The sequence below is a fragment of the Micromonospora sp. NPDC004336 genome (assembly GCF_053602615.1).
In genome coordinates, this window is sequence record NZ_JBSGDY010000013.1 from 24,483 (window position 1) to 39,039 (window position 14,557).

Sequence of the window (14,557 nt, forward strand, 5' to 3'; positions counted from 1 at the left end):
GACTTACCTGGACGGGTTTGGAAAAGACACGCCGAAATCCATTGCGCCGCCGCCTCGTACGGCCTATGGCGCATCGATCGACGGCGCTCTAGAGTCGCGAGCACGATTCGCGTACGCCGGGAGGGCGCATGTCGACCGCAGCGATGCCCGAGTTCCCCGCCGGATTCCGCTGGGGAGTGTCCACCTCCGCCTACCAGATCGAGGGCGGCGCCGACGCCGACGGTCGGGGCCCGTCCATCTGGGACACCTTCGCCCACTCCCTCGGCCGGATCGCCGACGGCAGCACCGGCGACGTGGCCTGCGACCACTACCACCGGCACGCCGAGGACGTCGCGCTGCTGGCCGGGCTCGGCGTCTCGGCGTACCGCTTCTCGATCGCCTGGCCCCGGGTGCGGCCCACCGGCGACGGCCCGGTCAACGCCGCCGGGCTCGACTTCTACGACCGGCTCGTCGACGACCTGCTCGCCCACGGCGTCGACCCCGTCGCCACGCTGTTCCACTGGGACCTGCCCCAGCCGCTGGAGGACGCCGGCGGCTGGCTGGCCCGGGACACCGCCCACCGCTTCGCCGAGTACGCCGACGCCACCGCCGCCCGGCTCGGCGACCGGGTGAAGCTCTGGATCACCCTCAACGAGCCGTTCATCCACATGAGCCTCGGCCACGGCACGGGCGAACACGCCCCCGGCCGCACGCTGCTCTTCGACGCGTTCCCCGTCGCCCACCACCAGCTCCTCGCCCACGGTCTGGCCGTCGCGGCGCTGCGGGCGCGCACCGCCAGCCCCGTCGCCATCGCCAACAACTACTCACCGGTGCGGCCGGCCGGGGACACCGACGCCGACCGGGCCGCCGCCGCGGCGTACGAGGCGCTGCACAACCGCCTCTTCACGGACCCGCTGCTCGGCCGGGGCTACCCCGCCGAGCTGGGCTTCGACACCGCCGTGGTGCGCCCCGGCGACCTCGACGTGATCGCCGCCCCGATCGACGTGCTGGGGGTCAACTACTACAACCCGACCGGCGTACGCGCCCCGGCCGAGGGCTCGCCGCTGCCGTTCGAGTTCGTGCCGCTGGACGGCTACCCGCGCACCGCCTTCGACTGGCCGGTCGCCCCGGACGGGCTGCGCGAACTGCTCGGCTGGCTGCGCCGCACGTACGCCGACGACCTGCCGCCGATCCAGGTCACCGAGAGCGGCTGCGCGTACGACGACGCCCCCGACGCCGACGGCCGGGTGCACGACCCGGAGCGGATCGCGTACCTCGACGGGCACCTGCGCGCCGTGCGGGCCGCCATCGCCGACGGCGTGGACGTCACCGGCTACTTCGTCTGGTCGCTGCTTGACAACTGGGAGTGGGCGGAGGGGTTCACCAAGCGCTTCGGCCTGGTGCACGTCGACTTCGCCACGCAGGCCCGTACGCCCAAGTCCTCGTACGCCTGGTTCCGTGACCTGATCTCCCGGCCGTGACCACCGTCGACCCGACGCCCGCGTCGCTGCCGGCGGCGCTCGCCGAGCCGACCGCGCCGGTCCGGCGGGGCTGGGTCGCGCTGCTCTCCGCCGCGAACCTCGGGGTCTGGATGGCGTTCTTCACGCCGATCCAGGTGCTGCTGCCGCAGCAGCTGGAACGGATCGCGCCGGCCGACAAGGAGGCCGCGCTCGCCGTGGTCACCGGCCTGGGCGCGCTCGCCGCGGTGCTCGCCAACCCCCTCGCCGGGGCCCTGTCGGACCGCACCTGCGTGCGGCTGGCCGGGCGCGAGTTCGGCCGCCGGCACCTCTGGACCGCCGGCGGGGCGGTGCTCGGCGCGGCGGCGCTGGCGCTGCTGGCCCAGCAGCGCACCGTCGCCGGGGTCGCGCTCGGCTGGGTCGCCGCGCAGGTCTGCTTCAACGCGATGCTGGCCAGCCTGGCCGCCGCCGTGCCGGACCGGGTGCCGGTCGCCCAGCGCGGCGGCGTCTCCGGCTGGGTGGGCATCCCCCAGGCGCTGGGGCTGGTGCTCGGGGTGCTGCTGGTCACCGCCCTGGTCAGCGGCACCACCGCCGGCTACCTGGCCGTGGCGGCCGTGGTGCTGCTGCTGGCGCTGCCGTTCGTGGCGCTCACCGCCGACGACCCGCTGCCCCGGGCGCACCGGCCGGCGCTGCGCCCCCGCGCGCTGCTCGCCTCGATGTGGGTCTCGCCCCGCCGCCACCCCGACTTCGGCTGGGCCTGGATCACCCGGTTCCTGGTGCAGCTCGGCAACGCGCTCGGCACGCTCTACCTGCTCTACTTCCTGACCGACGAGGTGCGCCACGCCGACCCCGAGGGGGGCCTGCTGGTGCTGATCCTGCTCTACACGGCCGGCCTGGCGGCCACCACGGTGGTCGCCGGGCGACTGTCGGACCGCACCGGCCGGCGGAAGGTCTTCGTGATCACCGCCGGCGGGATCATGACGGTCGCCGCGCTGCTGCTCGCCGTCGCGCCGGTCTGGCCGGTGGCCGTGGCCGCCGCGCTGCTGCTCGGCGCCGGCTACGGCGTCTACCTGTCGGTGGACGCCGCGCTGATCACCCAGGTGCTGCCGGCCGCCGCCGACCGGGCCAAGGACCTCGGCGTGATCAACATCGCCAACTCGGCCCCGCAGGTGCTCGGCCCGGCGATCTCCGCCCCGCTCGTGGTGCACCTCGGCGGCTATCCCGCGCTCTACGCGGCCACCGCGGCGGTCACCGTGCTCGGCAGCGTCCTGGTGCTGAAGATCCGCTCCGTGCCGTGAGGTCCCACCCCTGGCCGAATCCGGTCGCGCGCCGCCGTAGGCTGGGGGACGTGACGGTACGTGTGCGCTTCGCCCCCTCCCCGACCGGGATGTTCCACGTCGGCGGTGCCCGCTCGGCGCTGCAGAACTGGATCTACGCCAAGCAGCAGGGCGGAGTGTTCGTGCTCCGCATCGAGGACACCGACGCGGCCCGCAACAAGCCGGAGTGGACCGAGGGCATCCTCTCGGCGCTCGACTGGATCGGCATCGAGCGCGGCAGCTACGAGGGCCCGTACTTCCAGTCGGAGTACGCCGGCGAGCACCGGGCCGCCGCCGCGCGGCTGCACGCGTCCGGCCGCGCCTACTACTGCGACTGCACCCGGGAGGCCGTGCAGGCCCGCACCGGCTCGCAGTACCAGGGCTACGACGGCTTCTGCCGGGACCGGGGCCTGCCGGCCGGCGAGGGTCGCGCCCTGCGCTTCCGCACGCCCGACGAGGGCGAGACCGTGGTGGTCGACCTGATCCGCGGCGAGCCGACGTTCGAGAACAAGCTGATCGAGGACTTCGTCATCGCCCGGGGCGACGGCTCGCCGGTCTTCCTGCTGGCCAACGTGGTCGACGACATGACCATGGGGATCACCCACGTGATCCGCGCCGAGGAGCACCTGCCCAACACCCCCAAGCAGCAGCTCCTCTGGGACGCCCTCGGCGTCAAGCCGCCGATCTGGGCGCACGTGCCGGTGGTGGTCAACGAGAAGCGGCAGAAGCTCTCCAAGCGCCGCGACAAGGTGGCCCTGGAGGCGTTCCGGGACGAGGGCTACCTGGCCGACGCGATGCGCAACTACCTGATGCTGCTCGGCTGGGCCCCCTCCGGCGACCGCGAGATCGTGCCCTGGTCGGTGATCGAGGAGGAGTTCCGGCTGGCGGAGGTCAACCCCTCGCCGGCGTTCTTCGACGAGAAGAAGCTGCGCGCGTTCAACGGGGAGTACATCCGGGCCCTGCCGGTGGAGGAGTTCGTCGAGGCCTGCCGGCCGTGGCTGACGGGCACCGGCACCATCGCCCCGCCGCCGTGGCAGCCGGAGGAGTTCGACGCGGACGCCTTCGCGGCCGTGGCCCCGCTGGCGCAGACCCGGATCGCGCTGCTCAGCGAGATCGTGCCGAACGTCGACTTCCTCTTCCTCGCCTCGCCGCTGATCGACGAGGCCGCCTGGGCCAAGGCGATGAAGGAGGGCTCGGCGGAGCTGCTGGACGCCGCCACTGCCGCATTCGAGGCGCTGGAGTCGTGGGACGCGGAGACGCTGAAGTCGACGCTGGAGGCGGTGGGCGCCGAGCGCGGCCTGAAGCTCGGCAAGGCCCAGGCGCCGGTGCGCGTCGCGGTCACCGGCCGCACCGTCGGGCTGCCGCTGTTCGAGTCGCTGGAGGTGCTCGGCCGCGAGCGCACCCTCAGCCGGCTGCGCGCCGCCCGGGTGCGCCTGGTCTGACCCCGCCCGGCCCCCTGCCCCGCCACGGCGCACGCACGCGGCGGGGCAGGGGGACCGACGGCTGCCGGGTCAGCCGCGGGCGGAGCGACGGCGCAGCAGGAGACCGGCGGTGAGGGCGGCGAGCAGCGCGCCGCCGCCGAGCGCCCAGAGCCAGCCCCGGCCGCCCGACGCCGCGCGCTCCCCGGCCGCCGGCACCGCGGAGTCGCTGGGGCTCGCGCTCGGCGCGGCCGTCGCTCCCACCGACGGCGACCCCGACGGTACGACCGCGGCCGGGGCGCTGGCCGACGCCGAGGGGTCGGCGGGGGTGCCGGTGGTGAGGGTGAAGCGCACCTCGCCGGAGACCGGGTGCCCGTCGCTGGACGCCAGCCGGTAGCCGACGACGTACAGCCCCGCCGGGCCCGGCTTGAACGGGACGCTCACCCGGGAGCCGGCGAAGGTCGGCGCGCCGCCGAGGGCGACCACGTCGTCCGGCCCGGTGACTGTGATCTTCGTCGTGCCCGGATCCGGCTTCGCCAGGAAGCGGAGCTCGATCCGGGTCGGCGCCTGCGCCACCCGGGCGCCGTTGCGCGGATCGCTGCCGGTCAGCGAGTTGTGCGCGGCCGCCGGCGTGGCCGGCAGCAACGACACACCGAGCGCCACGCCGACCACCACTGGCCAGGTACGCGCCACGCGTGGGACCCTGCCCCCCATGAACCCCTCCGTAAAGGTACGATCCGCCCGCTGATCAACGGCTGCCGCTCATTAGTCGGGTCGGGATCGCAGATAGTTCCAATTACTGTTCCACGAGCTGCAACGGATCGACGTTCTGCGGAGTCTTGAGAGTGGCACCCGTCGCGTGCGGGTTCGGTCACTCCGTCGGCCAGTCAACGCGTGACCTGCAGCAAGCCATCCATCGAACGGGGCGAGGAGGCGGCGATGGTCCGGACGATGCGGCGACTGGTCGCGGGGCTGGTAGGTGGGCTCGCGGCGACTGTGCTGTCGCTCGGCCTCGCCACGGCGGTGCAGGCGGCGCCGACGCCGCCGGCCGGGGTGGAGATCACCGGCGAGGGTCTCGCCGAGCCCCTGCGGCTGGGCGCCGACACCCAGCCGACCCACGTGGTGGCGATCATCGACCAGGTCAACTTCCTGGGCCGCACCGGGCAGGCCAGCGGCCCGAAGGCGGCCGACCTCGGTCCGAAGTACACGGTCGTGGTCTACGCCGGGGACGTGCCGAAGCAGACGTACGACCTCTACCCGAAGGCGGTCGGCGGGCCGCGGGTCTACCGGCCGGCCAAGCAGCCGGATTCCCGCAAGACCACCGCGGGGTGGTTCCTCGGCCGGCTCAGCATGTCGGAGACGCTGCGCACCGCCGGGGTGCCGCTGGAGCGGCAGGTCGACACGGTCAGCGGCGGCGTCGGCGGGGGCGAGCGGGTCATCCCGGAGGACGCGCTCAACCCGGCGAGGGACATCGACGAGGCCCTCGGCGAGCTGCAACGGCTGCTGCTGCTCAACGGGGCGGTGGTGCTGGTCATCACGTCCGGCCTCGCCGGAATCGCCCTGCTGGTCCGCCGCCGCACCCGCTGACGCGCCGACACCGCCCGCCGCGCGCGCCGCGCCCGCGCCCGCGACCCTGGGCCGGGCGGCGGGCCGGGCCGGCCGGTCAGACCTCCAGGACGACCTTGCCCCGGACGTGCCCCGCCTCCACCAGGCGCTGCGCGTCGGCGGCCTGCGCCAGCGGGAACGTCCGTGCCACGTGGACGGTCAGCCGGCCGGCGTCGACCAGGCCGCTGAGCACGCTCAGGTCCGCGGTCGACGGCTTGACGAAGACGTAGCTGCCGCCCAGCCGCGCGACGTGCTCCGGGTCGGCTGTGGAGATCAGCCGGGCGGGCCGGGCGAGCAGCCCGGCCGAGACGTCGAGCGCCTCGCCGCCGAACAGGTCGAGCGCCACGTCCACCCCGTCCGGCGCGAGCGCGCGGATCCGGTCGGCCAGGCCCTCGCCGTACGCGACCGGCTCGGCGCCCAGCGAGCGGACGAAGTCGTGGTTGTCGGGGCCGGCCGTGCCGATCACCCGGTCGGCGCCGAGCGCGCGGGCGATCTGGACGGCCAGGTGGCCCACCCCGCCGGACGCGCCGTGCACCAGCACCGTGTCGCCGGCGCCCGTACGGGCCAACTGGAGCGCCTGGTAGGCCGTCAGCCCGGCCAGCGGCAGGCCGGCCGCCTCCGCCCAGGACGCCCGGACCGGCTTGCCCGCCAGGGCCCGCTCGGGCGCCGGCACGAGTTCGGCGTACGTGCCGTGCTGGATGTGATCGCGCCGGACGTACCCGACGACCTCGTCGCCGACGACGAACCCGGTCACCGCCGGCCCGACCGCCGCCACCACCCCGGCCGCGTCCCAGCCGGGGACGAGCGGGAAGTGCCCTGGGATCGCACCGGACAGGTGCCCCTCGCGCACCTTCCAGTCGACCGGGTTGACCCCGGCCGCCCGGACCCGCACGAGCACCGTGTCCGGGCCGACGGGCGGGGCGGGAAGCTCCCGCAGGGTCAGCAGGTCGGCCGGGCCGTACGCGTCGATCGCGATCGCCTTCACCCGGACCACGCTAGCGGCCGGGCGGGCTCCCCGTGGTCAGCACCAGCGGCGTGGCGGTCGCTCCCGGCGCACGGCGCGCTGCCGGGGGCGGACCGGGCCGTGCCGGTGCGCGCCCGCCCAGCCGGGCAGGTCGCTGCGGCAGCCGCGCGCCACGGCCGGCTCGGGCTCGCCGGGCAGGGCCGCCTCGGCGGCGCGCTGCCGGGGCACCGGGGCGTCCTCGTCGGCGCGCTCCGGCACGCGGCCGGGGGCCTCCGGCGGGTGCGCCGGGAACCCGCCGGGCAGTCGACGGTGGTGCTTGGCGGCCGCCTGCTGCTCCTGGTGGCCCGTCCGGCAGGGCTCACCCTGGGCGCAGCCGTGCTCGGCCTCCCCGTGCGCCATCCGGTCTCCTCACGTTCGCCCGCCCGCCGGGGTCGCCCGACGCGCCCTGACACCGTACTGGCCGGCACCGACGGGCCGTGCAGCCGGACCCGGCTCAGCGCGGTGCCCCGCGCTGAAGATCGTCGCTCGGAGCGGAGGGCGACCGACCGGGTGCCGAACGCGAGGGTGAGCGGCCGATCCGGTTCGTCCGCGCCGCCGAACATCCCCGTCCCCCTCCGCCGGGACCTCACCGCCCCGCCCAGGTCGCGCGGCGGGCCGGGGGCGGGCGCGGAGGGCCTGGGGCGGGCGCGGCGGGCCGGCGTACATCTTTCGGCGGGGGTGGGGCGGCGCGGGGTCGTCCCCGGGTCGGAGCCCGCCCGCCGGCGGATGTGATGGGATCGGGGCCATGCGAGCGCCGACGTGGCTCGGGTCCGGCACGGCCGGCCGGGACCTGCTGCTCGCCGCCGCGTCCCTGGCCGGCGGCGCGGTCATGTACGGCCTGGGCACGCAGCCGCAGCTGTCCTGGCAGCCGGGGACGCCCGAGCCGCTGTTCCTGCTGCCGCTGGCGGTGACCTGCGCGGCGGTGGGCCTGCGCCGGGTGGCCACCCGGACCAGCCTGGCGCTCGGCACGGTGGCGGTGGTCGCCGACCTCGCGATGGGCGGCTCGCTGGCCACGGTCCTGGTCTACACGCAGGTGCTCTACGACGCGTGCGTGTTCGGTTCGGCGCGGACCTGGCGGTGGCTGCTGCGGGTGACGGCCGGGCTGAGCGTGCTCGGTACGGCGGTGGGGGTGCTGCTCGTCGGCGACTGGCGGGGCGTCGGCTTCGGGATGCCGGCGGTGCTGGCCGGGGTGCTGCCGGTGCTCACCGGGATCAGCGTGCGGCAGTACCGGGACCAGGCGGCGGCGGAGCGGGCCCGGGCCGAGCAGACGGCCCGGCTGGTGGAGCTGGACCGGCGGCAGGCGGTGAGCGCGGAACGGGCCCGGATGGCCCGGGAGCTGCACGACGTGATCGCCAACCACCTGAGCGCGGTGGCGATCCACGCCACGGCCGCGCTCTCCGTGCCGGGCCTCGACCCGACCCAGGTCCGGTCGGCGCTGCGGGTGATCCGGGAGAACAGCGTGCAGGGGCTGGCGGAGATGCGGCAGATGATCGGCCTGCTCCGGGAACCGGCGGAGCCCGGGCGGGCCGTGGACGCGACGGACGAGTCGACCCGGGCACGACTGAGCGAGGTGGACGGGCTGGTCGACCGGGCCCGCGCCGCCGGGCTGGCGGTCCGGGTGACCCGGCGCGGCGAGCCCCGGCCCCTGCCGGTCGGGGTGGACCTGGCCGCGTACCGGATCGTGCAGGAGTCGCTGACCAACGCCCTCAAGCACGGCGCCGGCGAGGCCGACCTGCTGGTCGCGTACGAGCCGGCGGGGGTGGTGGTGGACGTGGACAATCCGGTAGGTGCCGGCGGTGGCGCGCCGACCGGCGCGGGCGCCGGCCTGATCGGAATGCGGGAACGGGCGGTGCTGCTCGACGGCCGGTTCTCGGCCGGGCCGGCGCGGGGCCGCTGGCGGGTACGGGTGGAGCTGCCGACGGGGGCGGCGGCGTGAGGGGACGGGGCGGGGCATGACCGAGGTGATCCGGGTGCTGCTCGCCGACGACCAGCCGGCGGTGCGGGCGGGGCTGGCGCTGATCCTGGCCGGCGCCCCCGGCGTGGCCGTGGTGGGCGAGGCCGAGGACGGCGTGGCGGCCGTGCGGCTCTGCCGCGAGCTGCGTCCCGACGTGGCGGTCGTGGACGTGCGGATGCCCCGGCTGGACGGCATCTCGGCGACCCGGGAGATCGTCGCCGACCGGCTCGCCGACGTGCTGGTGCTCACCACCTTCGACCTCGACGAGTACGTCTTCGGGGCGCTGCGCGCCGGCGCGGCCGGCTTCGTGCTCAAGGACACCGACGCCGAGGGGCTGGTGGCGGCGGTGCGGACGGTCGCCCGGGGCGAGGGGTTCATCGCCCCGGCGGTGACCCGCCGCCTGATCACCGCGTTCGCGGCGACCGCGCCGGCCGCCTCCGGCGCGACCCGGGCGGCGGTGGACGCGCTGACCCCGCGGGAGCGGGACGTGCTGGCCTGTCTCGGGCTCGGGCTGTCCAACCAGCAGGTCGCCGACCGGCTGGCGCTGGCGGAGAGCACCACCAAGACGCACGTCAGCCGGATCCTCGCCAAGCTGGATCTGCGCAGCCGGGTGCAGGCCGCCATCCTGGCCCAGGAGCTGGGCCTGCCCGCTCCCCCGCCGGCCTGACCGGCGGCGACGCCCCGACGGACCGGCCTGACCGGCGGCCCGCCCCGCCCCGGCGGCGACGGGCGACGGCCCGGCCGGCGGGTGCCCGCCCGACGGGAAGCAGCAGGTCGGGACGTGTCAGGCTGGGACGGTGAGCGAACCGGGCGGTACGGAGCTGTCGGCCACGCTGCGCCGGATCGAGCGGGCGGCGGGGGCGCTGGCCACCGCCAGCGTGGCCCGGATGGACGAGGCCCTGCCCTGGTTCCGCGACCTGCCGGCCGACCACCGCTCGTGGGTGATGCTGGTGGCCCAGGCCGGCGCCCGGTCGCTGGTGCAGTGGCTGCGCGACGGCGGCGGCACGGCCGACAGCACCCAGGAGGTCTCCGACGAGGTCTTCGCCACCGCGCCGCAGGCGCTGGCCCGCTCGATCAGCCTCCAGCAGACGGTGGCGCTGATCAAGGTGATGATCGACGTCGTCGAGGAGCAGGTCTCGCACCTGGCCGCGCCCGGCGAGGAGCAGCAGCTGCGCGAGGCGGTGCTGCGGTTCTCCCGGGAGATCGCCTTCGCCGCCGCCCGGGTGTACGCCCGCGCCGCCGAGTCCCGCGGCTCGTGGGACGCCCGGTTGCAGGCGCTGCTGGTGGACGCCCTGCTGCGGGGCGACTCGCCGGACGTGCTGGCCAGCCGGGCGGCGGCGCTCGGCTGGGCGGACGCCCCGCCGGTGGCGGTGGCGGTCGGCCGCTCCCCCGGCGGCGAGGTCTCCGCCGTGCTGCACACCGTGCACCGGCAGGCCCGGCGGATCGGCACGGAGGTGATCGGCGGGGTGCACGGCGACCGGCTGGTCATCGTGCTCGGGGGCGCCGCCGACCCCGTCGCGGCCACCGGCAAGCTGCTCGGCGCGTTCGGGGAGGGGCCGGTGGTGGTGGGCCCGGCCGTGCCGAGCCTGGACGAGGCGACCGAGTCGGCGCGGGCGGCGCTCGCCGGCTTCCGCGCCGCGCCCGCCTGGCCGACCGCGCCCCGGCCGGTGCCGGCGGGCGACCTGTTGCCCGAGCGGGCGCTGGCCGGTGACGCGGAGGCGCGCCGGCGGCTGCGGCACGACGTCTACACCGCGCTGGTGCGGGCCGGCGGGGAGCTGCTGGAGACCCTGGACGCGTTCTTCGCCGCCGGCGGCACGCTGGAGAGCGCCGCGCGCGCCCTCTTCGTGCACCCGAACACGGTGCGCTATCGGCTGCGGCGGGTCGCGGACGTGACCGGCCTCTCGCCGCTCGCCGCGCGGGACGCGTTCGCGCTCCAGGTCGCGCTCACCGTCGGCCGGCTCGACCCGGTGGTCCCGGTGGTCCCAACCCAGACAATGCCCCCAGCCGCCCGGAAAACATCACAGTCAGGTGACGATCACCACCGATCTTTGTAGGAACCCTACAAAGGTTCTAGTGCGGTTTGGTCGGGCGCCGCACAGCGCTACCCGCGCGTATCCGGGAGAGTCATAGGCGTGCTCGCCGTACTCTCTCCCGGCCAGGGTTCCCAGAAACCCGGCTTCCTGACTCCCTGGCTCGACCTGACCGGCGCCGAGGCGCGCCTGCGCTGGTGGTCGGCGCTGGCCGGGGTCGACCTGGTGCACCTCGGCACCGCGGCCGACGCCGACGAGATCAAGGACACCGCCCGCACCCAGCCGCTGCTGGTCGCGGCGGCGCTGCTCGCCGCCGAGCACCTGCCCATGCACGACGTCACGCTCACCGCCGGCCACAGCGTCGGCGAGCTGGGCGCCGCCGCGCTCGCCGGGGTGCTCCCGGCGGAGGCGGCGATCACCCTCGCCGGCGTACGCGGCCGGGAGATGGCCGCCGCCTGCGCGCTGGAGCCGACCGGGATGGCCGCCGTGCTGGGCGGCGACCCCGACGAGGTGCTCGCCACGATCGCCGCGCACGGACTGCACCCGGCCAACCGCAACGGCGCCGGCCAGTTCGTCGCCGCCGGCGCGGTGGCCGGGCTGGAGAAGCTCGCCGCCGAGCCGCCCGCGAAGGCCCGGGTGATCCGCCTCAAGGTGGCCGGCGCCTTCCACACCCCGTACATGGCCCCCGCCGAGGCGGCGCTCGCCGCCGTCGCCGCCGGGATCACCCCCGCCGACCCGACCCGCATCCTGCTGTCCAACCTCGACGGGGCCGCTGTCGGCCACGGGCGGGACATGCTGCGGCGCCTGGTCCGGCAGGTGACCGCGCCGGTGCGCTGGGACCTGTGCATGCGCACGCTGGCCGACCTGGGGGTGACCGGCGTGATCGAGCTGCCCCCGGCGGGCACCCTGGCCGGCCTGGTCAAGCGGGAGCTCAAGGGGAGCGGCCTCCCGGAGATCGTCACCCTCAACACCCCGGACGACCTGCCCGCCGCGCGGGACCTGATCGCCCGCCACGGGATGGCGCCGAGCCACGAGCCGACGATGCAGTTCCGCGTGGTGGTGGCCCCGTCGGCCGGCACCTTCGAGCCGGCGCCCGGCCTCGCCGAGGGCGACACCCTCGACGTCGGGCAGGTCGTCGGGCACGTCGCCACCCGGCAGGGCCCGGTCGAGGTGACCGCGCACGGCAGCGGGGTGCTCACCGAATGGCTCGCCCACCACGACGACCCGGTCGCGCCGGGCCAACCGCTCGTCCGCATCGGAGGTCACGCATGACCGGCAGCCGCATCCTCGCCCTGGGGCACTACCAGCCCTCCCGGGTGGTGACCAACGACGAGATCGCCCAGCTGGTGGAGACCAGCGACGAGTGGATCCGCGACCGGGTCGGCATCGTCACCCGGCGGATCGCCGACGGCGAGTCGGTCGCCGACATGGCCGCCGCCGCCGCCGGCAAGGCGCTGGCCAACTCCGGCCTCACCGCCGCCGACATCGACCTGGTCGTGGTCGCCACCTGCAGCTCCGCGGACCGCAGCCCCAACGTCGCCTGCCGGGTCGCGGCCAAGCTCGGCATCACCGCGCCCGGGGCGTACGACATCAACACGGCCTGCTCCGGCTTCGCCTACGCGTTGGGCACCGTGGACCACGCCGTCCGGGCCGGCGCCTCGCGCAACGCCCTGGTGATCGGCGCGGAGAAGCTCTCCGACATCGTCGACTGGACGGACCGCTCCACCTGCATCATCTTCGCCGACGGCGCGGGCGCCGCCGTGGTGACGGCCACCGCCGAGGGCGAGCCCGCCGGCATCGGCCCGGTGGTCTGGGGCTCGGCCCCGGAGAAGAGCGACGCGGTACGCATCGAGGGCTGGCAGCCGTACATCCAGCAGGAGGGGCAGTCGGTCTTCCGCTGGGCCACCACCGAGCTGGCGCCGCTGGCCCGGCAGGCGTGCGAGCGCGCCGGGGTGGACCCGTCGGAGCTGGCCGCCTTCGTGCCGCACCAGGCCAACACCCGGATCATCGACGGCATCGTCAAGCGGCTCGGCATCCCGGACGCGATCATCGCGAAGGACATCGTCGAGTCCGGCAACACCTCGGCGGCGAGCGTGCCGCTGGCCCTGTCCAAGCTGGTCGAGCGGCGGGAGGTGCCCTCCGGCGCCCCCGTGCTGCTCTTCGGCTTCGGCGGCGGCCTGACGTACGCCGGTCAGGTCGTCCGCTGCCCCTGAAGCCCCTCCGGCGCGCGGCGCCGGGGAGTGACGGCCGGCGTCGTCGGCCGTCGAGTGAAACCGATGAGAGGAACCCAACCGCAATGACCCGTGACGAGATCACCGCCGGCCTCGCCGAGATCCTCGAAGAGGTTGCCGGGGTGAACCCGGACGACGTGGCCGAGGGGAAGTCCTTCACCGACGACCTGGACGTCGACTCGCTCTCCATGGTGGAGGTCGTGGTGGCGGCCGAGGAGAAGTTCGGCGTCAAGATCCCGGACAACGAGGTGCAGAACCTGAAGACCGTCGGGGACGCCGTCAGCTACATCGAGGCGCAGTCCTGATCATGAGTCGCATCGACGTCGTCGTCACCGGGCTCGGCGCGACCACCCCACTGGGCGGGGACGTCGCGTCGACCTGGGAGGCCATGGTCGCCGGCCGCTCCGGGGTGAGCGCCCTCACCCAGGAGTGGGCGGAGCAGTTGCCGGTCCGGATCGCCGCCCAGCTCGCGGTCGATCCGGCCGGCCTGCTCGACAGGGTCAAGCTGCGCCGGCTGGACCGTTCCGAGGCGATCGCCATCATCGCGGCGCGGCAGGCCTGGGCGGACGCCGGCCTGGCCGACTCCGGGCCGGACCCGGACCGGCTGGGCGTCAGCGTCGGCTCGGGCATCGGCGGCGCCCTGACCCTGCTCGCCCAGGACGACATCCTGGAGGCGTCCGGGCCGCGGCGGGTCTCGCCGCACACCATCCCGATGCTGATGCCGAACGGCCCCGCCGCCTGGGTGGGCCTGGAGCTCGGCGCGCGGGCGGGGGTGCACTCGGTGGCCAGCGCCTGCGCGACCGGCGCCGAGGCGATCGCGCTCGGCCTGGACATGATCCGGGCGGGCCGCGCCGACGTGGTGGTGGCCGGCGGCACCGAGGCGGTCATCCACCCGCTGCCGATCGCCGGCTTCAGCTCGATGCGGGCGATGTCGACCCGCAACGACGACCCGGAGCGGGCCTCCCGGCCGTGGGACCGGGGCCGCGACGGCTTCGTGCTCGGCGAGGGCGCGGGCGTGCTGGTGCTGGAGCGCGCCGAGCACGCCGCCGCGCGGGGCGCCCGGGTCTACGCCCGGCTGGCCGGCGCCGGCATCACCAGCGACGGCTACGACATCGTGCAGCCGCACCCGGAGGGGGCGGGCGCGATCCGGGCCATCGCCAAGGCGATCGCCGACGCGGACGTCGCCCGGACCGACATCACGCACGTCAACGCGCACGCCACGTCGACCCCGGTCGGTGACGTCGCGGAGATCAAGGCGCTGCACGAGGCGCTCGGCGACCACCCGGTGCTGACCTCCACCAAGTCGATGTCCGGCCACCTGCTGGGCGCCGCGGGCGCGCTGGAGTCGATCGCCACCATCCTGGCGATCCGCGACGGCGTCGTGCCCCCGACGATCAACCTCGACGAGCCGGACGACGAACTGACCCTGGACGTGGCCGCCAACAAGGCGCGCCACATGGAGATCCCCGCCGCGCTGAACAACTCGTTCGGCTTCGGCGGGCACAACGTGGCTCTCGTCTTCACGCGGGCCTGAGACCACAGCCTTGGAGGCTCACGTGACCAC

14 protein-coding genes are annotated in these 14,557 nt (G+C 75.6%); 11 read left to right on the plus strand and 3 right to left on the minus strand.

All coding sequences use genetic code 11. The features are described from left to right. Positions 1-128: 128 nt before the first annotated feature. From ACWENR_RS05240 to gltX, 3 genes are read left to right on the plus strand one after another with little or no spacing between them, the layout of a single operon-like run. Positions 129-1,460 carry a GH1 family beta-glucosidase gene (locus tag ACWENR_RS05240; RefSeq protein WP_452275798.1) on the plus strand — a complete coding sequence of 444 codons (1,332 nt, stop codon included), beginning with the start codon at positions 129-131 and terminating at the stop codon, positions 1,458-1,460. Continuing rightward, positions 1,457-2,734, plus strand: a complete 1,278-nt coding sequence (locus ACWENR_RS05245) for an MFS transporter (RefSeq protein WP_452275799.1) — start codon at positions 1,457-1,459, stop codon at positions 2,732-2,734. The genes ACWENR_RS05240 and ACWENR_RS05245 overlap by 4 nt, the downstream gene beginning before the upstream one ends. Before the next feature lie 50 nt (positions 2,735-2,784). Beyond that, complete coding sequence (gltX, locus tag ACWENR_RS05250) at positions 2,785-4,194, plus strand: glutamate--tRNA ligase (protein ID WP_452275800.1); 1,410 nt, start codon at positions 2,785-2,787, stop codon at positions 4,192-4,194. Between the two features lie 69 nt (positions 4,195-4,263). Here gltX and ACWENR_RS05255 read toward each other — a convergent pair whose 3' ends face one another. Continuing rightward, positions 4,264-4,863 (minus strand): copper resistance CopC family protein, encoded by a 600-nt coding sequence (locus ACWENR_RS05255; RefSeq protein ID WP_452275801.1) that lies wholly within the window; start codon positions 4,861-4,863, stop codon positions 4,264-4,266. Between the two features lie 246 nt (positions 4,864-5,109). Here ACWENR_RS05255 and ACWENR_RS05260 point away from each other — a divergent pair, with 246 nt between their 5' ends. After that, positions 5,110-5,757, plus strand: a complete 648-nt coding sequence (locus ACWENR_RS05260; RefSeq protein ID WP_452275802.1) for a hypothetical protein — start codon at positions 5,110-5,112, stop codon at positions 5,755-5,757. A gap of 76 nt (positions 5,758-5,833) precedes the next feature. Here ACWENR_RS05260 and ACWENR_RS05265 read toward each other — a convergent pair whose 3' ends face one another. Next, positions 5,834-6,760, minus strand: a complete 927-nt coding sequence (locus ACWENR_RS05265; protein ID WP_452275803.1) for an NADP-dependent oxidoreductase — start codon at positions 6,758-6,760, stop codon at positions 5,834-5,836. 36 nt (positions 6,761-6,796) lie between these two features. Continuing rightward, positions 6,797-7,138: a hypothetical protein gene (locus ACWENR_RS05270; protein ID WP_452275804.1), complete on the minus strand. Its 342-nt coding sequence runs from the start codon at positions 7,136-7,138 to the stop codon at positions 6,797-6,799. Between the two features lie 385 nt (positions 7,139-7,523). Here ACWENR_RS05270 and ACWENR_RS05275 point away from each other — a divergent pair, with 385 nt between their 5' ends. From ACWENR_RS05275 to fabF, 7 genes are all read left to right on the plus strand, one after another. Next, positions 7,524-8,714: a sensor histidine kinase gene (locus ACWENR_RS05275; protein WP_452275805.1), complete on the plus strand. Its 1,191-nt coding sequence runs from the start codon at positions 7,524-7,526 to the stop codon at positions 8,712-8,714. 16 nt (positions 8,715-8,730) lie between these two features. After that, positions 8,731-9,399, plus strand: coding sequence for a response regulator (locus ACWENR_RS05280; protein WP_452275806.1), 669 nt, complete (start codon positions 8,731-8,733; stop codon positions 9,397-9,399). Positions 9,400-9,529: 130 nt separating this feature from the next. Next, on the plus strand, positions 9,530-10,786 hold the full coding sequence (locus ACWENR_RS05285; RefSeq protein WP_452275807.1) for a PucR family transcriptional regulator: 1,257 nt from the start codon (positions 9,530-9,532) through the stop codon (positions 10,784-10,786). 78 nt (positions 10,787-10,864) lie between these two features. After that, entirely contained in the window at positions 10,865-12,034 is a 1,170-nt protein-coding gene (locus ACWENR_RS05290; protein ID WP_452275808.1) for an acyltransferase domain-containing protein, read from the plus strand. Then, on the plus strand, positions 12,031-12,975 hold the full coding sequence (locus ACWENR_RS05295; protein WP_452275809.1) for a beta-ketoacyl-ACP synthase III: 945 nt from the start codon (positions 12,031-12,033) through the stop codon (positions 12,973-12,975). Before ACWENR_RS05290 ends, ACWENR_RS05295 begins: the two co-directional genes overlap by 4 nt. A gap of 83 nt (positions 12,976-13,058) precedes the next feature. Beyond that, on the plus strand, positions 13,059-13,298 hold the full coding sequence (locus ACWENR_RS05300; RefSeq protein WP_007072348.1) for an acyl carrier protein: 240 nt from the start codon (positions 13,059-13,061) through the stop codon (positions 13,296-13,298). A 2-nt stretch (positions 13,299-13,300) separates the two neighbouring features. Further along, positions 13,301-14,527, plus strand: a complete 1,227-nt coding sequence (fabF, locus tag ACWENR_RS05305) for a beta-ketoacyl-ACP synthase II (protein WP_452275810.1) — start codon at positions 13,301-13,303, stop codon at positions 14,525-14,527. Positions 14,528-14,557: the final 30 nt, after the last annotated feature.

What these genes read in the sequence shown, in the direction of transcription:
- ACWENR_RS05240 (WP_452275798.1), top strand. Translation starts at nt 129, where the DNA reads ATGTCGACCGCAGCGATGCCCGAGTTCCCCGCCGGATTCCGCTGGGGA.
- ACWENR_RS05260 (WP_452275802.1), top strand. Translation starts at nt 5,110, where the DNA reads ATGGTCCGGACGATGCGGCGACTGGTCGCGGGGCTGGTAGGTGGGCTC.
- ACWENR_RS05270 (WP_452275804.1), bottom strand. Translation starts at nt 7,138, where the DNA reads ATGGCGCACGGGGAGGCCGAGCACGGCTGCGCCCAGGGTGAGCCCTGC.
- ACWENR_RS05275 (WP_452275805.1), top strand. Translation starts at nt 7,524, where the DNA reads ATGCGAGCGCCGACGTGGCTCGGGTCCGGCACGGCCGGCCGGGACCTG.
- ACWENR_RS05280 (WP_452275806.1), top strand. Translation starts at nt 8,731, where the DNA reads ATGACCGAGGTGATCCGGGTGCTGCTCGCCGACGACCAGCCGGCGGTG.
- ACWENR_RS05295 (WP_452275809.1), top strand. Translation starts at nt 12,031, where the DNA reads ATGACCGGCAGCCGCATCCTCGCCCTGGGGCACTACCAGCCCTCCCGG.
- ACWENR_RS05300 (WP_007072348.1), top strand. Translation starts at nt 13,059, where the DNA reads ATGACCCGTGACGAGATCACCGCCGGCCTCGCCGAGATCCTCGAAGAG.
- fabF (WP_452275810.1), top strand. Translation starts at nt 13,301, where the DNA reads ATGAGTCGCATCGACGTCGTCGTCACCGGGCTCGGCGCGACCACCCCA.